Source organism: Streptomyces amritsarensis, from assembly GCF_001953875.1.
GTDB classification, from domain to species: domain Bacteria; phylum Actinomycetota; class Actinomycetes; order Streptomycetales; family Streptomycetaceae; genus Streptomyces; species Streptomyces amritsarensis.
On record NZ_MQUR01000069.1, the window covers coordinates 1 to 19,441 of the forward strand.

Annotated in this window: 15 protein-coding genes; 10 read left to right on the forward strand and 5 right to left on the reverse strand. The window is 75.5% G+C overall.

The window, feature by feature from the left end; translation table 11 throughout:
• Positions 1-99: 99 nt before the first annotated feature.
• From AVW11_RS25040 to AVW11_RS25060, 5 genes are all read left to right on the forward strand, one after another.
• Positions 100-450, forward strand: a complete 351-nt coding sequence (locus tag AVW11_RS25040; protein WP_030848840.1) for an ArsR/SmtB family transcription factor — start codon at positions 100-102, stop codon at positions 448-450.
• Between the two features lie 144 nt (positions 451-594).
• Positions 595-1,998: an MFS transporter gene (locus AVW11_RS25045; protein WP_079070822.1), complete on the forward strand. Its 1,404-nt coding sequence runs from the start codon at positions 595-597 to the stop codon at positions 1,996-1,998.
• A gap of 55 nt (positions 1,999-2,053) precedes the next feature.
• The gene (locus AVW11_RS25050) at positions 2,054-3,478 is read left to right on the forward strand and encodes a hypothetical protein (protein ID WP_076046048.1); all 1,425 of its coding nucleotides are present in this window, start codon (positions 2,054-2,056) and stop codon (positions 3,476-3,478) included.
• Between the two features lie 111 nt (positions 3,479-3,589).
• Positions 3,590-4,840, forward strand: coding sequence for an AAA family ATPase (locus AVW11_RS25055; protein ID WP_381788318.1), 1,251 nt, complete (start codon positions 3,590-3,592; stop codon positions 4,838-4,840).
• Positions 4,837-6,090, forward strand: coding sequence for a vWA domain-containing protein (locus tag AVW11_RS25060; protein WP_076046050.1), 1,254 nt, complete (start codon positions 4,837-4,839; stop codon positions 6,088-6,090). The genes AVW11_RS25055 and AVW11_RS25060 overlap by 4 nt, the downstream gene beginning before the upstream one ends.
• 7 nt (positions 6,091-6,097) lie before the next feature.
• On the opposite strand, the gene AVW11_RS25065 is transcribed toward AVW11_RS25060, so the two are convergent.
• Positions 6,098-7,186 (reverse strand): type II CAAX endopeptidase family protein, encoded by a 1,089-nt coding sequence (locus AVW11_RS25065; RefSeq protein ID WP_240528259.1) that lies wholly within the window; start codon positions 7,184-7,186, stop codon positions 6,098-6,100.
• Between the two features lie 62 nt (positions 7,187-7,248).
• Positions 7,249-9,252: a PAS domain S-box protein gene (locus tag AVW11_RS25070; RefSeq protein ID WP_225884591.1), complete on the reverse strand. Its 2,004-nt coding sequence runs from the start codon at positions 9,250-9,252 to the stop codon at positions 7,249-7,251.
• A 228-nt stretch (positions 9,253-9,480) separates the two neighbouring features.
• On the opposite strand from AVW11_RS25070, the gene dhaL reads away from it, so the two are divergent.
• Both dhaL and AVW11_RS25080 read left to right on the forward strand, forming a co-directional pair.
• The gene (dhaL, locus tag AVW11_RS25075) at positions 9,481-10,095 is read left to right on the forward strand and encodes a dihydroxyacetone kinase subunit DhaL (RefSeq protein ID WP_060180308.1); all 615 of its coding nucleotides are present in this window, start codon (positions 9,481-9,483) and stop codon (positions 10,093-10,095) included.
• Positions 10,092-10,523 (forward strand): PTS-dependent dihydroxyacetone kinase phosphotransferase subunit DhaM, encoded by a 432-nt coding sequence (locus tag AVW11_RS25080; RefSeq protein ID WP_225884593.1) that lies wholly within the window; start codon positions 10,092-10,094, stop codon positions 10,521-10,523. Before dhaL ends, AVW11_RS25080 begins: the two co-directional genes overlap by 4 nt.
• Positions 10,524-11,601: 1,078 nt before the next feature.
• On the opposite strand, the gene AVW11_RS25085 is transcribed toward AVW11_RS25080, so the two are convergent.
• Positions 11,602-11,991: an RNA-binding S4 domain-containing protein gene (locus tag AVW11_RS25085; RefSeq protein ID WP_076046054.1), complete on the reverse strand. Its 390-nt coding sequence runs from the start codon at positions 11,989-11,991 to the stop codon at positions 11,602-11,604.
• A 145-nt stretch (positions 11,992-12,136) separates the two neighbouring features.
• Here AVW11_RS25085 and AVW11_RS25090 point away from each other — a divergent pair, with 145 nt between their 5' ends.
• The 3 genes from AVW11_RS25090 (at position 12,137) to AVW11_RS25100 (ending at position 15,700) form a co-directional block, all read left to right on the forward strand.
• Entirely contained in the window at positions 12,137-12,532 is a 396-nt protein-coding gene (locus tag AVW11_RS25090) for a TOBE domain-containing protein (protein WP_076046056.1), read from the forward strand.
• A gap of 143 nt (positions 12,533-12,675) precedes the next feature.
• Positions 12,676-13,491 carry a molybdate ABC transporter substrate-binding protein gene (modA, locus tag AVW11_RS25095; RefSeq protein ID WP_076046058.1) on the forward strand — a complete coding sequence of 272 codons (816 nt, stop codon included), beginning with the start codon at positions 12,676-12,678 and terminating at the stop codon, positions 13,489-13,491.
• 241 nt (positions 13,492-13,732) lie between these two features.
• On the forward strand, positions 13,733-15,700 hold the full coding sequence (locus tag AVW11_RS25100) for an ABC transporter permease (RefSeq protein WP_076046060.1): 1,968 nt from the start codon (positions 13,733-13,735) through the stop codon (positions 15,698-15,700).
• Between the two features lie 436 nt (positions 15,701-16,136).
• Here the strand turns inward: AVW11_RS25100 and AVW11_RS25105 are convergent, their stop codons facing one another.
• Together AVW11_RS25105 and AVW11_RS25110 are read right to left on the reverse strand one after the other, a co-directional pair.
• Positions 16,137-18,218: a SpoIIE family protein phosphatase gene (locus tag AVW11_RS25105; protein WP_076046062.1), complete on the reverse strand. Its 2,082-nt coding sequence runs from the start codon at positions 18,216-18,218 to the stop codon at positions 16,137-16,139.
• A 121-nt stretch (positions 18,219-18,339) separates the two neighbouring features.
• The gene (locus AVW11_RS25110; protein ID WP_060180313.1) at positions 18,340-18,555 is read right to left on the reverse strand and encodes a hypothetical protein; all 216 of its coding nucleotides are present in this window, start codon (positions 18,553-18,555) and stop codon (positions 18,340-18,342) included.
• Positions 18,556-19,441 lie beyond the last annotated feature (886 nt).

Below are 19,441 nucleotides of genomic sequence, written 5' to 3' on the forward strand. Positions count from 1 at the left end.
TGCACGGGCTCCGCGACCCCCTGGGCGCGGAGCCCGTGCACGTTCGCATGCGTGCGCAGCGGCGCACGCCTCGCGCACCGGCCGCCCTACGATGTCCGCATGAGTTCAGGCACGCGCCCGACAGGTGCGCAGGATGCGCAGGTGCGGGGCGACCGGCTGGAGGTCGCCGCGGCCGTTCTGGCCCTGCTGGCGGACCGTACGCGCCTGGCGCTGATGGAGCGGCTCGGACGGGGCGAGGCCGACGTCACCACGCTCACGCAGGCGTGCGGGGCGGCCCGTCCCTCCGTGAGCCAGCACCTGGCCAAGCTCCGTCTCGCCGGTCTGGTCACCACCCGCAAGGACGGGCGCCGCGTCGTCTACGCCCTGCGCCACGGGCACCTGCGCCGGCTGGTGGACGAAGCCATGAACGTCGCCGACCACGAGATCGGCTCGCTCCCTCCGCACGACTGAACCCGTCCGATCGGACCGCGGCGGATGCGTGCATAGGTACGCACATGTTGGCTACGCTGGAGTGGCGTCATCGATCCGCCGACCGGAACGGGGCCGCCGTTGCCGTCCTCTCCTTCCGCGCCCTCCGCACCGGCCGCGCCGGCCGTGCTGTCGGTTCTGCGCAACGGCACCTACCGCCGCCTGTTCACCGCCCAGGTCGTCGCCCTGGTCGGCACCGGGCTCGCCACCGTCGCGTTGAGCCTGCTCGCGTACGACCTCGCCGGCGACGGCGCCCCGGCGGTCCTCGGCACCGCCCTGGCGATCAAGATGATCGCCTACGTGACCGTGGCACCGCTGGTCACGGCCGTCGCCGACCGGGTGCCCCGGCGCGTCCTCATGGCGGCGACGGACCTGACCCGCGCCGCCGCGGCACTGGTCCTCCCCTTCGTCACCGAGGTGTGGCAGGTCCACCTCCTGGTCTTCCTGCTGCAGGCGGCTTCGGCGACCTTCACCCCTGCCTTCCAGGCCACGATCCCCGAGGTCCTGCCCGACGAACAGGACTACACCCGGGCGCTGTCGATGAGCCGGCTCGCCTACGACCTGGAGAGCCTGTTCAGCCCGGTCCTGGCCGCGGCGCTGCTCACCGTGGTCTCCTACGACCGGCTCTTCGCCGGCACCGCGGTCGGTTTCCTCGCCTCCGCCGCGCTCGTCACCGCCACGGTGCTGCCCCGACCCGCTCCCGTCCGGCGGACCGGCAAGATCCACGCCAAGGCCGCTTTCGGCACCCGCCTGTTCCGGGCGACTCCGCGGCTGCGGGCCCTGCTCGCCCTCGACCTGGCGGTCGCCGCCGCCGGAGCCGTCGTCTTCGTGGACACCGTCGCGGCCGTCCGCGGCCACCTCGACCTCCCCGCCGGCGCGGTCTCGGTGGCGCTCGGCGCGTACGGGGCCGGGTCCGTGCTCACCGCGCTCGCCCTGCCGCGGCTCCTGCGGCGCGCCACCGACCGAGCCGTGATGCTCCGCGCCGCCGCCACCCTCCCGGTGGTCCTCGCCGCGGTGGCCGTGCTCACCGCGACCACCCCGGGCGCCTGGTCCTGGCCCGCGCTCCTGGTGGCGTGGGCGGCGATCGGAGCGGCCTGCTCCGCCGTCCTGACGCCCGGCGGGCGCGTGGTCCGCCGCTCCACCGCGGATGCGGACCTGCCCGCCGCCTTCGCCGCCCGGTTCTCCCTCTCCCACGCCTGCTGGCTCCTGACCTACCCGCTCGCCGGGTGGCTCGCCCCGTGGGCCGGCCTGCCGGTGACCGCCGCGGCCCTGGGCGCCGTCGCCCTGGGCGCGACCGCCGCCGCGGCGGCGCTCTGGCCGGTCCGCGACCCGGACCGGCTGGACCACGTACACCCGGACCTGCCGCCCGGCCATCCGCACCTCGCCGACGCCCGTCCGGCCGGCGGCGGTTGGCTGCACGGCCACCACTACGTCATCGACCGGCACCACCACCACTGGCCCGGTCCGAACCGCGCCGACCGGAAAACCCCTCGCCGGTCGCGGCAGGGATCGCTACGATCACCGCGATGACCACCACCCGTTCCGCTCACGGATCGGAGGTCCCCACCGCGCAAGGTGAGTGCTGATGCTCACTCGGACCGCGAACAGGGACTCCCGCCTCGCCCTCTGGCTCCGCGTACGCGAGTACGCCGTGCCGGCGTCCATGATCGAGACTGCGACCGCCCGCCGGCACGCCGGCGACTGGTCCGCGGCGTGCGCCGCCGCAGGCTTCGACGTCGATTTCAACCTGCGTTGCCTGGCCCGCTCGCACGGCCGCGACCTCGCGGACCGGATCCGGGCCGACCTGCGCCACCTGGCTCCCGACCTGCTGCGCTGGCACATGCCCCGCGTCGCTCCGGACGGGCTGCTGCGCCCGGGCCTGACCCTCACCCTGGCCCGCTACGACACCGCCGCGACCGGGGACACCGCGCCCCCGGTGCACCTCGTGGCCCGCACCCCGCCCGCCTGGGCGGACGGCGGGCAGCGCATCAGCCTCGCGCTGTGGGACGGTGCCCGCTCCGGGTCCGGGGCCGTCGGCGCCGATCCCCGCCGCGGGCCCCGCCCCGACCGGCGCTTCCGCCTCGACCTGCACCGCCACCTGTGGGACGCGCGCAGGGCGGCCGAGCTGCGGGCCCGCTCCGGGGCCGACCGGCCGCCCTGCGACGACCCGCCCGGACCGGATCGGGAACTCGCCCGAGCCCTGCCGCCGGAGCACCGCTGCGCCGTCGGCCGGTGGGCCGCCGAGGCCGGGATCGTGCTCCGGGCCGAGGGACGGGACACCGGCAGCGTCACGGTCCGGCTCGGCGCGCGGCGCCGGCTGGTCCTGGACCTGGTCGCGGACGGGCACGGTGACGGGCACGGGCCCGGCGCCGGGACGCCGTCGCTGCGGATCGGGGCCGCCCCCGCGGACGGCAGCGCCCACGCGCTGCCCGTCCTGCCGGACGCGGCCGCCCGGGTGCTCCCCGACCTGGAACTGCTCCGCACCGGCTCCCTCACGGCCGACCGGCTGCACCCGCTGGTCGCCGCCGCCCTGGCACCGGAGCATGCGCCGGCCGCGCCGTCGCGGAGCCCGGACCCGGCACCGGGTCCCGGCCGGCCTGGCCTCGTCGAATGCCGCGGAGCCCGCCATCGCATCGGCCTCGTCGACGGGGTGCTGACACCGCTGGACCACGACCCGGCAGAGGTGCGGCGCGAGGAACTGCTGGCGGCCCTGTCCGGGACTCCCCTGCCCTGCCTCCGGGCCATCGACGCGGCCCACCGCCGACCGGACTGCCTCACCGGCGTCCGCGAACGCCTGGACCACGGAGACATCGCCGGGGCGCTGGCCGTCGTCGAAGGCCTCCTGGGCCCGGCCGCGCTGGTGCGCCCCGGTGCCCTGCTGGACGAACTGGAGGCGGCCGCCCGACGGCGGATCACCTACGGGCTGTTCCGCGCGGGCCTGGCCGGACCGGGTCCCGACCGCCTCCCCCCGAAGCCCCGCCGCTCCCGGCACGACCGCCGGGCCGCCTGAGCCCCCGGGACTCCGCACGTCGGCCGGAGCCCGCCCCACCGCCGCGCGCCACGCCGCGCCGCGCCCGCACCCTTCTTCCGCACCCTTGACGAACCCCACAGGTGACCACACATGCCCATGGACCTGCCCGCCCCCTCCCAGCTCTCCCAGCTCGACGTCGCCGGCGAGCTGCTGGCCCTGCTCGGCGCGACCACCACCGAGCCGCGCCCCGACAGCCAGCTCGAAGCCCTCACCCTGGCCGTCGCCGCGGACCTGCCCGTCCTGCTGTGGGGCGAGCCGGGGATCGGCAAGACCGCTGCCCTGACCCAGCTCGCCACCACCCTGGACCTGCCGCTGACCACGGTCATCGCCAGCGTGCACGAGCCGTCCGACTTCTCCGGGCTGCCCGTCGTCGGCGACGACCCCGCCGAGCAGGGCGTCCCCATGGCCCCGCCGGACTGGGCGGTGCGCCTGGTACGGGCCGGGCGCGGACTGCTCTTCCTCGACGAGTTGTCCACCGCACCCCCGGCCGTGCAGGCCGCACTGCTGCGCCTCGTACTGGAGCGGCGGATCGGCGCCCTGCAACTGCCGCCCGGCGTGCGGATCGTGGCGGCCGCCAACCCGCGGTCCTCGGCGGCCGACGGCTGGGAACTGAGCCCGCCGCTGGCGAACCGGTTCGTCCACCTCCAGTGGACCCACGACCACGAGGTCGTCGTACGGGGGCTCGGCGGGACCTGGCCGCGGGCCACCCTGCCGCGCCTCGACGCGCAGGCGCTGCCGGCCGCCGTGGACCACGCCCGCCGTGCGGTGTGCGGGTTCCTCACCACCCGGCCCCCGCTCGTGCACCGCCTGCCCTCCGGTGAGTCGCGGCGCGGCGGTGCCTGGCCGTCGCCCCGCAGCTGGGACATGACGCTGCGCCTGATCGCCTTCGCCACCGCGGCCGGCGCGTCCAGGGAGGTGCTCTCCATGCTGGTCAGGGGAACCGTCGGGGACGGTCCGGCGCTGGAACTGCTCGCCGCGCTGGACCGGATGGAACTCCCGGACCCCGAGGTGCTGCTCGCCGACCCGGACGGCGCCGACCTGCCCGAGCGGGGCGACCAGCGCCAGGCCGTACTGGACGGGATCGTGGCGGCTGTCAACCGGCGTCCGGAGAAGGCCCGCTGGGACGCGGCGTGGGCGATCATGGTCCGGGCGCTGGAGACGGGCGCTCCGGACCTGGTGGTCGTCCCCGCGACCTCGCTGGCCGCACTGCGCCGGGAGGAGTGGGACGTGCCGGCCGCGATCGAGCGGCTCGCCGGGGTGGTGGACCTGTCCCGGCGCGCGGATCGGGCGGCGGAGCGGACCGCGGTCCGTACGGGCGTCCCCGCGGGGGCCCGCCGGTGAGCGCCGGGGCGCCGGGGGCGCTGGACCTCGACAAGCTCTACACCGCGCGGCTGCACGCCGCGCGGGTCCGGCCGTACCTCGCGACGGCCCTGTTCGCCCTGCACACCGTGGAGTCGCGGCAGGTGCCGACGATGGCCGTCGACCGGTACTGGCGGGTCTACGTCTGCGCGGGGTTCGTGGACCGGACGCCGGTGGAGGAACTGGCCGGGGTGTGGGTCCACGAGGTGTCGCACCTGCTGCGCGACCACCACGGGCGCGGTGACCGGGCCGCGCGGCTGCAGGGTCTGGAAGGCCCCGGGGCACGGCTGCGGATGAACATCGCCGCGGACCTGGAGATCAACGACGACGTGTTCGGCGACGGGCTGCTCCGGCCCGCGGGCGCCGTCACCCCGCAGGACCTGGGCCTGTCCGGGGGCGAGCTGATGGAGGACTACCTGCGCCGGTTCGGGCTCGGACCGCGGACGGACGGCCTGGTGTGGCTGGACTGCGGCAGCGGCGCCGACGGGATGGAGCGCGAGTGGGACCTCGGGCCGGACGGCGCGCACGGCCTCAGCGAGCAGGAGCAGGACGGGATCCGGTTCCGGGTGGCGCAGGGCATCGACGGACGGCCGGGGACCGTCCCGAAGGGATGGAAGCGGTGGGCGCAGGAGGCATTCCACCCGCCGCAGCCGTGGCGGGAGTTGCTCGGAGCGGCCGTCCGGTCCGCGGCGTCCGGCACGGGCGCCGGGGAGGACTACGGCTACGGCCGTCCCTCCCGGCGCTCGGCCGGACTGCCCGGTGTCGTCCTGCCGAGTCTGCGGCGCAGGCCACCGCGGGTCTGCGTGGTGATCGACACGTCCGGGTCGGTCAGCGACTCCGAACTGGGCAGCGCGCTCCTGGAGGTCACCGCGATCTCCCAGGCCGTGGGCGGCCGCCGCGACCTGGTCACGGTCGTGCCGTGCGACGCGGCGGCCCGGATCGTGCACCCGCTGTGCCAGGGCGAGGGCATTCCGCTGCTGGGTGGCGGCGGTACGGATCTGCGCGCGGGTTTCGCCAGGGCACTGCGGTCGGGTCCCCCGCCCGACGTCATCGTGGTCCTGACGGACGGGCACACGGCCTGGCCCGCCGTCCGGCCGCCCTGCCGGGTGGTGGTGGGCCGCTTCTCCCGTGCCCGGGCCCCCCGGTGGGACGAGGACGATCCGCACTACCGGCCGGACCGGACGCCGTCCTGGGCCCGAGTGGTGGAGATCGGATCGCCCGCCGGCCGGTGAGCCGCGCCTACCCGGCCGGCTCCGCACGCCCGTCCGGCTCCGCACTGCCGGCGGGCGTTGCCGGGCTGCGGCGTCGGACGCCGTGGGCGGTGGCGAGCTTCGCGATCAGCAGGCAGTACGCCGGTGCGGCGACGAGTTCGAGGACGAGCGCCTGCCACGGGGCGTCCGCCGCGTTCCCCGATTCCGCCAGTTGCCCCAGGGCGGCGGTGATGGCGTAGGCGGTCATGTTGTTCGCCACGTGCACCGCGATGACGGCCTCGAGGCCGCCGGTGCGGACGGTCAGCCACCCCCACCACATGGCGGAGTAGAAGAGCAGGGCGAAGCCCGACCACTCGCCGAAGCCGTGGGCGGCGGCGAAGAGGGCGGAGGCGATGACGGTGCCGGGCCAGGGGGACCTGAGGAACCCGCCGAAGAACTGGGCGAGCCAGCCCCGGAAGACGAACTCCTCGGCCGCGGCCTGAAAGGGGATCAGCGCCCACAGCACGACGAGTGCGAGCGCGAAGCCGGACCAGCCGGGGAAGTCGCCGGCGAGCGACTCCTCGCCGTCGCTGAGATAGCCCCACAGTGCCAGCCCGCCCATCTGGAGCACGATCAGCGGGAAGGCCACCGCCGCGCAGCGTGCCAGCCAGCCCCAGCGCAGCCGGCCCACGACGGAGGCCGCGGTGCCGGCGGGGCGGCTGCCGCACCAGCGGACGGCGAGCAGCACGACGGGTATGCCGGTGGCTATGGAGAGCAGGGCGAGTGCCTCGTCGGCGAGCGGGTCCGCCAGGATCCGGTCGCCGTCCTCGGGGGCGAAGTCCAGCCCCAGCACGTACCAGGCGAGGGCGCCGAACGCGACGACGACCAGCGGCACGGCCAGGTTCCCCACGACGACGAGGAGGAACTCCCCCAGGCGCTGCGGCGCCTTCTGCCGTCCGTTGCGGGCCTGTTCGTGGTAGTCGCTGCCGGGCGGCGCGGTCTCGGTCGGCGGTCGCGGGGGCCCGGCGGCGTACGGGGGACCGCCCTGGGCGGGCGGCCATCCCTGCGCCGGGACCGGCCGTCGCGGAGCGCCCGCGGGCGGCGCGGCCCACACGTTCGGCGGGGGCGTATCTGACACAGCGGGACCCTTTCCGTCACGGCCGTTCACCCGCCCATTCGATCACGCGGCCGCCGCGGGGCTCAGTCCGTTTTCGCGCGGGGGTCCGTTCTCGCGCAAGGATCCGCTGTCGCGCGGGGATTGGTTGTCGCGCGGGGGTCCGCCGGCCTCCCGCAGGCCGCGCCTTCGGCCGGCCGGTCCGAGGGGGGTGCGGGGCGTGGGGCGGGCAGGGGCAGCGAGAACCAGACGGCTTTGCCCTCGGCCGTGGGGAGGGTTCCCCACGAGGCGGCGAGGGAGTCGACGAGGAGCAGCCCCCGGCCGGACTCGGCGTCGGGGGCGGCGAAGCGGGCCTGCGGCAGGACCGGGCTGCCGTCGCAGACCTCGACGCTGAGTTCACGGCCGGCCTGGCGCAGGCGGAGCCGGACGGGTCCGCAGCTGTGGTTCACGGCGTTGGAGAGCAGCTCGGAGGTGAGCAGGCAGGCCGTGTCGCGGAGTTGGTCGTCGTCCTTGCCCCACAGGGCGAGGGTGGAGCGCAGGAACCGCCGCCCCGCGCCGACGCTGCTCGGGTCCGCGGCGAGGAGCATGCTCTGCGAGGTCACCGGGGTGTCGGGAATGCGGACCAGCAGGAGGGTCACGTCGTCGGGGTTCTCGTCGACCTCCGGCAGCAGTTCGCCCAGCAGCCGGTCGGCGGCCGCCTCCAGGCTGTCCGTCGTCGCGACGGCCTTCTCCAACGCGGCCGCGAGACCGTCGACCTGGCCCTCGATGTCGCTGTCCGGCGTCTCGACCAGGCCGTCCGTGTAGAGCGCGAGCACCGATCCGGGCTCGACGGTGTGCCGGGTCTCGTGGTGGGGCACCTCCCCCACCCCGAGCGGCACGCTCACCTCGACGGGCAGCCGGGTGACCTCCCCGCACGGGGCGACGAGCAGGACCGGCAGGTGTCCGGCCGAGCACATGGTGATCTCGGCGGAATCGGCGTCGACGACGAGGTAGCAGCAGGTGACGAACTGGTCCGGCAGTTCGCTGACGACGGCGTCCAGGGCGCGCATGAGCTGCCAGGGCGGCATCCCGGTCTTGGCCAGGGCGTGGGAGGCGGATCTGAGCTGGCCCATGACGGCGGCGGCGTCCAGGCCGCGCCCCATCACGTCGCCGACCATCACGCCGACCCGGCCGCCGCCCAGCGGGATCAGGTCGAACCAGTCGCCGCCCACCCCCGCCCCCTGCCGGGCCGGGAAGTACCGGCTCGCCGTGGGCATCCCCGGTACGTCCGGCGGGGATCCCATGAGGCTGCGCTGGAGGGTGAGCGCGACGTGGCGCTGCTGCTCGTAGAGCTTGGCGAGCATCTCCTCCGCCGACTTGCGTTCGGTGACGTCGCGGATGGCGGCGGAGACCAGGGTGCCGTCGGGGGTCTCCAGCGGGCTCAGGCTGATCTCGACCGGGAACTCGCCGCCGTCGCGGCGCAGTCCGTACAGCTCCAGGCCCGCGCCCATGGGGCGGGTCTTGCGGTTGACGAAGTAGCCGTGGCGGAAGTCGGAGTGGTGCCCGCGGAACCGTGCCGGTACGAGTACCTCGACGGGTCTTCCCAGGAGGTCCTCCCGGGCGTATCCGAAGAGGGCCTCGGTCTGCGCGTTGACGAGCTGGATCGCGCCGCGCTCGTCGACGATCACCATCGCGTCGGGTGCCGCCTCCAGCAGGGCCCGGAAGCGTTCCTCGGCGGCCCTGCGCTCGCTCACGTCGCGGACGGCGGCCGAGATCAGCAGGCCTTCGGGGGTCTCCAGCGGGCTCAGGCTGATCTCCACGGGGAACTCGCGTCCGTCCCGGCGCAGCCCGTACAGCTCCAGGCCCGCGCCCATCGGGCGGACCTGGCGGCTGGCCGCGTAGCCGACGCGGTGGCCCGGGTGCTGGCCGCGGAACCGCTCGGGGACCAGGATCTCGATGTGGCGGCCCAGGAGTTCCCGCCGGGGATGGCCGAAGAGGGCTTCGGTCTGTGCGTTCACCAGCCGGATCACCCCGGAGTCGTCCACGATCACCATCGCGTCCGGTGCCGCTTCCAACAGAGCCCTGAACGGCTCTTCAGTCGTCGCTGCCACGCTGCGCCTCGCACTCGTCGAATCCCGCAGAAGCAGACATCCGACCACGTGGCCGAATCTCGCGCTTCCGGTTGATCGCATGCGGCGCCAATTGACCGTTTCTGCGCACGGGCGGGGCGGGCGGCGTCTGCGCGGTCGACGTCCCCGTACGGAGGCGGCGCCGCGGCGGGGGCGCTGATCTATGGTGGCGGGAGGACTGGCCGGGCGGACGCGAGGCGAGGAGATCCGGTGCGTGACGCAGAGTTCTTCCGGAACTGGATGGCGGCCGCCGCGGCCGTCGTGGAGCGTGAGGCGGACCGGCTCACCGAGCTCGACTCCCCCATCGGGGACGCCGACCACGGGAGCAATCTGCTGAGGGGGTTCACGGCGGTGCGCACCGCTCTGGACGCGGAGGGCCCGGCAGCACCGGGCGCGGTGCTCCAGCTCGCCGGGCGGACGCTGATCTCGACGGTCGGCGGCGCGTCGGGACCGCTGTACGGGATGCTGCTGCGCCGTACCGGCAAGGAGCTCGGGGAGGCGCCCGAGGTGTCCGACGAGGAGCTGCGCGAGGCCCTGGACAAGGGGGTCGGCGCGGTGGCGCAGCTGGGCGGGGCGGCGCCGGGCGACAAGACGATGCTGGACGCGCTGCTGCCGGGCGTGGCCGCGCTGGCCACGTCGTACCGGGCGGCGGCGGACGCGGCGCAGGACGGGGCCCTCGCCACCGTACCGATGCAGGCCCGCAAGGGGCGGGCCAGCTACCTGGGCGAGCGCAGCATCGGACACCAGGATCCGGGCGCGACCTCGTCGGCGTTGCTGATGGGTGCGCTCGCGGACGCGGCGGAGCGGGTGGAGGGCGCACGGTGACGGGTGGACATGGCGACGGCGGTACGCTGCCGGCCCTGGTGGGGGTGGTGCTGGTCTCGCACAGCGCGCCGGTCGCCGAGTCGGTGGCGGAGTTGGCGCGGGGCCTGGCGGCGGGCGGACCGGTGGCTCCGGTGGCAGCCGCCGGCGGGACGGCCGCAGGCGGCCTCGGCACGAGCGCGGAGCGGGTCGTGGCGGCCGCGCGCGAGGTCGACCGGGGGGCCGGGGTGGCGCTGATCGCGGACCTCGGGAGTTCGGTGCTGACGGTGAAGGCGCTGCTGCTGGAGGACGAACTCCCGCCGGATGCGCGGCTGGTGGACGCCCCGTTCGTGGAGGGCGCGGTGGCGGCGTTGGTCGCCGCGTCCGCGGGCGCCCCGCTGGCACAGGTCGCGGAGGCCGCCGCCGAGGCGTACGCCTACCGCAAGGTCTGAGCCGCCCTTCCTCCGGGGCCACCGTCCGAAGACCGCTCCGCGAGAGTCAACAGGACGACCGGCCGACCGCACCGCGCCCGAGACGGGCGGCCGGGACGGGCGGCCGGGGCGAGCGGCCGGGACGGGCGGCCAAGGCGAGCGGCCAGGGCGAGCGGCCCAGACGAGCGGCCAGGGCGAGCGGCCCAGACGAGCGGCCAGGGCGAGCGGCCCAGACGAGCGGCCGGGGACCGGCGACCGAGACGGACGCCCAGGACCGGCGGCCCAGAAGGGCGACCGAAACCGGGGGCCCAGACAGCCAGGAGGGGCGGGCCAGAGGCCGGCCGGAACGGCTGGCGAAGGCGCGACGCGTCCTGAGTACACCGGCGTGGGCCCGGTTTTCCGAAGCCGTCGGCGACCGATGAGCGCCCCGACCTCGCCGCCGGCGACCCGGGCGACGCTGCCGCGGGCCACAAGGGGCCGCCATGCGCCCGTACAGCCGGACGACACGCGGCACACTCCCAGGCCGCCACGGGCCGGTACAGCCGGACGGCGCGCGGCCCCTGCAGCGTGCGGGCCGTGCGGCGCACCCCTGGGCCGCCATGCGCCCGTACAGCCGGACGACACGCGGCACACTCCCAGGCCGCCATGGGCCGGTGCAGCCGGACGGCGCGCGGCCCGTGCAGCGCGCGGCCCGTGCAGCCGGACGACGTGCCGCCCCTGCGGCGTGCGGCCCGGGCGGCCCCCCCCTGGGCCGCCATGGGCCCATGCATTCGGACGACGTGCGGCGCACTCCCGGGCCGCCATGGGCCCATGCATTCGGACGACGCGCGGCACACTCCCAGGCCGCCGCGGGCCTGTGCAGCCGGAGGGCGCGCGGCCCCTGCGGCGTGCGGGCCGTGCGGCGCACTCCTGGGCCGCCATGCGCCCGTACAGCCGGACGACGCGCGGCTCGCTCCTGCGGCTGCCACGGACCCTTGCGGCCGGACGGCGCGGTGCAGTCCTGCGATCGGGGGCGGCGCCGCTGCCATCGGGCCGCAGGGCTTGCCCTCGGATCGGCGGGCCCGGCCGAACCCCCGGGGCGCCGCGGGCCCGGCGGGCGTCAGCGTCCGCGCAGCGACTGGATCTCGCGGCGGTCGCGCTTCGTGGGGCGGCCCGTGCCCCGGTCGCGGATGCCGACGACCGCGGCCTCCACCGGGGTCGGCGGCGGCGGGCTCTTGTCGATCAGGCACTCGGCGGCGACGGGCGCACCCACCCGCTTGGACACGGGCCGCTTGACCACGACGATCCGCTCGCGCCCGGCATGGAAGAGCCGTACCTCGTCCCCCGCCCGGATCGCCTGCGCCGGCTTGGCGCGCTCCCCGTTGACCTTCACGTGGCCCGCCCGGCAGGCCGTCGCCGCGATCGAGCGGGTCTTGGTCAGACGCACGGACCAGATCCACGCGTCGACCCGCACCGTGCCCGTTTCCGTCCCCGATACCTCATCTGCCATGCCCCGACTCTAGCGATCCCGCCCCCGCGGGACGGAACGACTTTTCCCGCGCCTTTGGCAGATGCACCAACGCCCTTGGCACCTACCATGGTGATCCCCCCAAGAGAATTGCAAATGCGCCACACGTGCGCCTACCGTGTCGCACATGCAGTCCTACACCATCGGACAGGCTGCGCGGCTGCTGGGCGTCAGCCCGGACACCGCGCGGCGCTGGGCCGACGCCGGCCGGGTCGTGACCCATCGCGACGAGGTCGGCCGGCGGCTGGTCAACGGCCGTGATCTGGCCGCCTTCTCCGTGGAGGTCGGGCAGGGCGCCCACGCCGAGGACGCAGAGCCGTACACCTCGGCGCGCAACGCCTTCCCGGGCATCGTCACGGCCGTCCGGCTCGGCGACGTCTGCGCCCAGGTCGACATCCAGGCGGGTCCGCACCGCCTGGTGTCCCTGCTCACCCGCGAGGCCGCCGAGGAGCTCGGGCTGGAGGTCGGCATGCGGGCCACCGCCCGCGTGAAGTCCACGAGCGTGCACGTCGACCGCGCCTGAACCACAGACGCCCGCCCGCGACCCACACCGCCGCCCAGCACCATCGAACCGTCCCCACCCGCTCCGCCCGTCACCGGCGCGGGTCACCACCGAGCGGATCCGGCACCGGGCCGGCCGCCGACCCGACCGAGGAGCCTGCGCCCATGCCCCCGACGCCGATCCGCCGCCGCACCGCCGCCGCTGCCGCCCTGTCCGCCGCCCTGCTCGCCGCCCTGACCGGCTGCGGCAGCGGCGACGACAAGCCCGCCGCCTCCGACTCCGGCTCGGCGGCCCCGTCGGCGTCCGCCGCGTCGCGGGCCGACCTCACCGTCCTGGCCGCCTCCTCGCTCACCGACGTCTTCAAGGCCGCGGGCGAGGCGTACCAGAAGTCCCACCCCGGCACGAAGGTGACCTTCTCCTTCGCCGGTTCGCAGGAGCTCGCGGCGCAGGTCAAGCAGGGCGCCCCGGCCGACGCGCTGGTCACCGCCGACACCAGGACCATGGACGGGCTGAAGGCCGAGACCGGCGACGCCAAGATCATCGCGAAGAACCGCCTGGTCATCGCGGCCGGCAAGGGCAACCCGTTCAAGATCGACGAGCTCAGGGACCTCGCCGGCCCCAAGGTCAAGGTCGTGCTCGCCGCGCCCGAGGTGCCGGTCGGCCGCTACAGCAAGCAGATCCTCCACGCCCAGAGGATCGAGGTGAAGCCGGTCTCCCAGGAGCCCAACGTCCGTGCCGTCCTGAGCAAGGTCGAGCTGGGGGAGGCGGACGCCGGCCTCGTCTACAGGACGGACTCCGCCAAGGCGGGCGACAAGGTCGTCACCGTGGAGATCCCCGACGAGCAGAACGCCGTGGCCTCCTACCCCGCCGCCACGCTGAAGCAGTCCAAGAACGCCGACGCCGCGGCCGCGTTCGTGGCCTGGCTGAGCACCCCCGAGGCGCAGAAGATCCTCCAGGACGCGGGCTTCCAGCAGCCGTAGCCGGCGACGCCTGCCCCGAAGAGGCGCGGGGGCTGTCCGGTCCGGGGGGAGGGACAGCCCCTCCGCGCATGCCGCCCCGCCCGCGCGTACCCGCCCCGCCCGCGCGTACCCGCCCCGCCCCACGCGTGTGCCCGCCCCGCCCGCGCGTACCCGCGTCCGCCTCCCGGCCCGTCATACGCTGCACCCCTGCGCCGCCCGCCCCTTTCCCCGGCCCACCACGCCGTCCCAGCCAGGAAGTCCCGTGAGCAGACTCCGTACCCGCACCCGGCCCCCGGTGGCCCTGGCGCTGCCCGCGCTGCTCGCCGTGGCGTTCCTGCTGCTGCCGCTGATCGGGGTCCTCGTCCGCACTCCGTGGGGCGACCTCGGAGAACACCTCGGCAGCCCGGGCGTGGTCGAGGCCCTGAAGCTGTCGCTCCTGGTCTCCCTGTGGGCGCTGGGCCTCTCCCTCCTCCTCGGCGTGCCGCTGGCCTGGCTGCTGGCCCGGGTGCGGTTCAAGGGCAAGGCGCTGGTCCGCTCGCTGGTGCTGCTCCCCATGGTGCTGCCGCCGACGGTGGGCGGTGTCGCCCTGCTCCTCGGCTTCGGCCGCCGCGGACTGCTGGGGCCCTGGCTGGAGGACTCCTTCGGGCTCACCCTGCCCTTCCACACCTCGGGCGCCGTCGTCGCGGCGACCTTCGTCGCCATGCCGTTCCTGGTCATCAGCCTGGAGGGCGCCCTCGGCGGCCTCAAGCAGAGCTACGAGGAGACCGCGGCCTCCCTCGGCGCGTCGCCGGTCCGCGTGTTCTTCACGGTGACCCTGCCGATGGTGGCGCCCGGTCTGGTCGCCGGCGCCGCCCTCACCTGGGCCCGGGCCCTGGGCGAGTTCGGCGCGACCATCACCTTCGCCGGGAACCTGCCGGGCACCACCCAGACCCTGCCGCTCCAGGTGTACCTGCTGCTCCAGGACCGGCCCGAGGCCGCGACCTCGGTCTCGCTGCTCCTCCTGGCGATCGCGATGGCCGTGCTGATCGCGCTGCGCGGCCGCTGGACGGGCGCCCCGGTCGGCCGCGGGGCGGTCACCGTGTCGCGGCCGGCCCCCGATGAGGCACCCTCCCCCGCCGCGGAGCCGGTCGGGGACACCGCCTCGGCCGGCCTCCCGCCGACGGAGTCCGCGGGTCACGCCGCACAGCCGGTACAGCACTGGCCCCTGCACGCCACCGTCACCGGCTTCAACCGCCTCACCCTGGAGGCCGAACCGGGCACCACCATCGCCGTCGTCGGCGAGAACGGCGCCGGTAAGACCACCCTGCTGCGGGCCCTGCTCGGCCTCACCCCGCGGGCCCACGCCGACCTGCGGCTCGGCGACGCCGACGTCACCGCCCTGCCGCCGCACAAGCGGCAGGTGGCCTGGGTCCCGCAGGACGGTGCGCTGTTCCCGCATCTGAGCGCGCTGGCGAACACCGCGTACGGGCTGCGCGCGCGCCGGGTGCCGCGCGCCGACGCCCGCCGCGAGGCCCAGGCCTGGCTGGACCGGTTGGGCGTCGGCCACCTCGCCCACCGCAAGCCGTCCCAGCTCTCCGGCGGCCAGGCCCAGCGGGTCGCCCTCGCCCGGGCCCTGGCCGCCCGCCCGCGGCTCCTGCTGCTGGACGAGCCGCTGGCGGCCCTCGACCAGACCACCCGGGCCCGCGTACGGCACACCCTGCGCACGCACCTGGCCGGCTTCGGCGGGGTCTGCCTCATCGTGACCCACGACCCCGTCGAGGCGGTGTCGCTGGCCGACCGGGTCCTCGTACTGGCCGACGGCCGGGCCCTCCAGGACGCGCCGCCCGCCGAGGTCTCCCGGCACCCGCGGTCCCCGTGGGTCGCCCGCATGCTCGGCCGCAACGCCTGGCCGGGCATCGCCTCGGGCGGCGGCCTCGCCCTCGCGGCGGGCGGCCGCCTGGTGGTCGCCGAGGCACTGCCCGACGGGGCCGAGGCCTTGGCGATCATCGCCCCGGAGGCGGTGTCGGTGCACCGGGACCGCCCGGGCGGCAGCCCCCGCAACGTGTGGCCGGGCACCGTCCGGGAGATCACCGCGGTGGGCAGCCGGCTGCGCGTGCTGATCGCGTCGCCCGAGGCGCCCGACCTGGTCGCCGAGATCACCCCGGACGCGGCGGCCGAGCTGGGCCTGGCCGACGGCTGCGCGGTATGGACGAGCGTGAAGGCCACCGAGGTCACCCTGGTACGCCTGTAGGCCCCCGGGGGCGGCCGGCGGCATCGGCTGCGTCCCGCAGCGCGCGGCCGTGTCCACCGCCGGACCCCCGGGCCGGCGGCACGGCCGATTCCCCGGCCCGAGCCCTCCCAGGACCCCGCCCCGACGGCCCCGTCGCCTGTGGGACCCCCGCTCGGGCCACCGGTCGCAGGTCCCGGACGGCCCGTCGCCTACGGGACGCCGCTCGGGCCCCCGGACGCGGTTCCCCCGCGTACGCCGGCCTCACCCGGGCCCGTGTCCACCGCGGTACGGCCCCGGGCGAATCGCCGGGCGGGCCCTGGGCCGTCTCGTGCGGAGCGTCACGAGCCCGCGCGAGACGACCCGGCTCCGCCGGCGGGCAAGGAGCTGCGCTCCCGCCGTGCGCCGCGGGCGACGCGGCCGTGCCCGTACGCAACGACCTCTGGACGCGGACGCCCCCTCAGGACGGCTCGCCGGTGCTCTGCTCGGCATCCACGACGAACTCGCACCACACGCACTTGCCGCCGCCCCGCGGCTCCACGCCCCACTCGTCCGCGAGCTGCTCCACCAGCATCAGGCCGCGCCCCGACACCGCCCAGTCGTCCGCGTCGCGCCGCCTCGGGAGGGCGCTGCTGGAATCCTCGACCTCGACCCGGATCCGGCCCTCCGCAGTGGTCCGCATGCTGATGTGGCCGCCGCCGTCCGTGTGGACCAGGGCGTTCGTCATCAGCTCGTCGGCCGCCAGCTCGATCTCGTCGGCCCGGTCACGCGCGCCCCAGGCGGCGGCCGCCGCCCTGACGAGGTGCCGGGCCAGCGCCGGGGCCTCGGCGTCGCCCGGTTCCAGGCGGTGGCTCAGCGGCCCGCCGCCGCGCCCGGGGGGCGTACCCCGGCGGCGCAGGACGAGCAGGGCCATGTCGTCCCCGCCGCCCGAGTCCCCGACGAGGTCGCACAGCACGTCGGCGAGTTCCTCGACGTCCGCGGGGCCGCTGTGGATCGCCTCCATGAGTTCGCGCATGCCGGTGTCGGGGTCGGCTCCGGGTCGTTCGACCAGACCGTCCGTGCACAGCACCAGGGTGTCTCCGGGGTGTAGTTCCAGGCTGGTGACGGGATAGCCGGAGCCTGCCGCCGCGGTCGGTTCGCGGGGCGGGAGGCCGAGCGGCAGGCCGCCCGCCACCCGGATCCGGTGGCAGCTGCCGTCACCGCGCCGGACGACCGGGTCGAGGTGGCCGGCGCGGACCATCTGGAGCATTCCGCTGGTGAGGTCGATCTCGGCGTAGGTGCACGTGGCGAAGCGTTCGGTCTCCAGTTCGCGCAGGAAGGAGGAGGCGCGGGCCATCGCCGCGCCGGGTGTGTGGCCCTCGACCACGTACGCGCGCATCACGATGCGCAACTGCCCCATGACGGCGGCCGCGTCCGTGTCGTGCCCCTCGACGTCACCGATCATCACCCCGACCCGGCCGCCGCCGAGCGGGACCACGTCGTACCAGTCGCCGCCGATGTCCCGCCCCATCCGGGCGGATCGGTAGCGCACGGCGATCATCGCGCCCGGCACCGCCGGAATCCGGCGGGGCAGCATGGCCCGCTGGAGACCCTCGGCGAGGTCGTGCTCCTGCTCGAAGAGGATGGCGCGCTGGAGGCTCTGGGCGACGCCGCTGCCGAGCGCCATCAGCAGGTTGCGTTCCTCGGCGGTGAAGTCGCCCTCGCGCCGGTAGAGCAGCCCCAGGGCGCCGATGGGCCGGCCCTGGGCGATGAGCGGCAGGTAGACCCCGCTGTGGACGGCCAGCGGCTCGATGTAGGGCCACAGTTCCGGGTAGGAGTCCTGGAACTCCTGCCGGGAGAGGATGAAGACCGGCTGCATGGTGCGTACGGCCACGCTCATCGGGAACCGCTCGTCGATCCGGGTGTACTCGATCTCGGGGACGTACGTGCCGAGCTGGCCCTCCGCGACCAGGTGGATGCGGCCCCCGTCGACGACGCCCAGCATCACGCTGACCGCGCCGAGGTGGCCGAGGGCCTGGGGGTCCTTGAGGATGTCGGTCACGTCGTTGACGGTGCGGGCGTGGGCGAGGATGGCGGTGGTCCGCTCGACGACTCCGGTCATCCGGCGGCGTCCCTCGTCCTGCTCCCCGGCGGCTCCGGGCTCGCCCGGGTCGTGGGCGGCGTCGCGGAGGATGCCGATGACGCGGTACGGGCGGCCGCCCGGGTCCCGCAGGATGTGCCCCTGAATGTGGGTCCATGCCGGTGACCCGTCGCGGCGGCGGCTGCGAACGTAGGCCCCGTAGTGGCTCCGACCGTCCTTGATCGCCTGGGCGACCCGGGAGTCGAGCCGGGCCTCCTCGGCGGGTGCGATGCGCGCGCGGAGCCCGGCGGGAGTGCCGCTGTACTCGTCCGGGCGCAGGTCGAGGACCTCGAGGGCGGTGCGATCCAGGTGCATCCGCCCGCTGTCGAGGTCCCAGTCGAACGTGCCCATGCGGTTGAGCGCAAGGCTCGTGTCCGGCCGCGCGGGCCAGTCGACCTCGGGAACGTCTCCCCTACGGGCCATGCAGCCAGGGTCTCACTGTCCCCCGCCGGTGTCCCTGCGGGACGGCCGGCGGGGTGGCTGCGGCGCACCGGGACACGGCACTGTGCGGCCCGTCGCGCGGGCCGCACAGCGTGTGCCGGTGTCAGCAGTCGCCGTGGCCTCCGCCACGGTAGTCGTCGTCATCGTCGTCGTACCAGCCGTGGTGGCCGCCCTTGTCGTGGTCCCAGCCTCCGCCGCCGCTGACGTAGGAGACGGGCTGGGTGGGGGTGGCCGCCGAGGCGGTGCCTGCGGCTCCCAGGGCTCCGCCGGCCATCAGAACGCCGATGGCGGACGCCGCGAAGAGACGCTTGACTCTCATTGCTCGCATGGTTGAGAACCCTTCTCGTTGCTATGGCACGAAAATTTGTTCTTCCTCCTCGGCAAAGGGACGTACACGGCTGCACCTGTGGCCGTACAGATCTTTTGAATTGCGCGCATTCCCGGTCAACGCGGCCTCGTTGGGCCACGGACCCTGTGGGCGGGTGCGATATGCCGCACGCCTCGCGCTCCGGCGTATTCACCGCGGGTAAAGGGTGCGATTCCCGCAGTTGCCACAGCTACCTACAGATGATACTAATCACGGCTCCGCCGATCGGCATCTTGAACGCACGCGCGCACCCGGCCGGAATCCCCACAATTCCGTTGCATGGACCATCCATTCGGGTCGCCCGCCCGGTCACCGGGACGGACCAGGCTCGGTCCGGCACCCGAGGGGCGGCGCGACGACCGCGGAGTGAGCCTCGGCGAGCTGCGGTGTCGTGAGGGCGGCGCGCCACGGGGGCGATGCCGCACAACCCGCCCTCGACGGGCCCGAGTCGGAGCAGCACCGGCCGACGTCACCGTCGCCCTGCCGTACCCGCTGCCGCCGTACGGAACGGCCCGCCCGAAACCGGGTCCGGGGTGTGCGCGGCGGTCACCGGCGCCGCCCCGCACGGCAGTTGGGCCGTCCAGGGGCGCAAGGCGTCGTCCGGCGGGACGACCTGAACGGCCACCGCCTCCTTCTCCGCCGCGCTGGGCAAGGACGGGGGCGGCGGCGCCGGGGCCCCGGGCCGCGCGTACACGGCGCGCCCCTACGGCTCTGCCGGGGCAGTGGCACCGTCCAGTGCACCGGCCGCGCCATCACCGGCACGGGCCGACAGCGGCTCTTCCTCGTCGTGGCCCAACACGGCTGTCTCGACGCGGTTGCCGAGGCCCGGACGGCCGCC

Bases quoted from the DNA above. Each gene is read 5' to 3' on its own strand.
- modA (WP_076046058.1), top strand. From the start codon at position 12,676: ATGCCCCCGACGCCGATCCGCCGCCGCACCGCCGCCGCTGCCGCCCTG.
- AVW11_RS25055 (WP_381788318.1), top strand. From the start codon at position 3,590: ATGCCCATGGACCTGCCCGCCCCCTCCCAGCTCTCCCAGCTCGACGTC.
- AVW11_RS25110 (WP_060180313.1), bottom strand. From the start codon at position 18,555: ATGAGAGTCAAGCGTCTCTTCGCGGCGTCCGCCATCGGCGTTCTGATG.
- AVW11_RS25090 (WP_076046056.1), top strand. From the start codon at position 12,137: ATGCAGTCCTACACCATCGGACAGGCTGCGCGGCTGCTGGGCGTCAGC.
- AVW11_RS25040 (WP_030848840.1), top strand. From the start codon at position 100: ATGAGTTCAGGCACGCGCCCGACAGGTGCGCAGGATGCGCAGGTGCGG.
- AVW11_RS25050 (WP_076046048.1), top strand. From the start codon at position 2,054: ATGCTCACTCGGACCGCGAACAGGGACTCCCGCCTCGCCCTCTGGCTC.
- AVW11_RS25085 (WP_076046054.1), bottom strand. From the start codon at position 11,991: ATGGCAGATGAGGTATCGGGGACGGAAACGGGCACGGTGCGGGTCGAC.
- AVW11_RS25105 (WP_076046062.1), bottom strand. From the start codon at position 18,218: ATGGCCCGTAGGGGAGACGTTCCCGAGGTCGACTGGCCCGCGCGGCCG.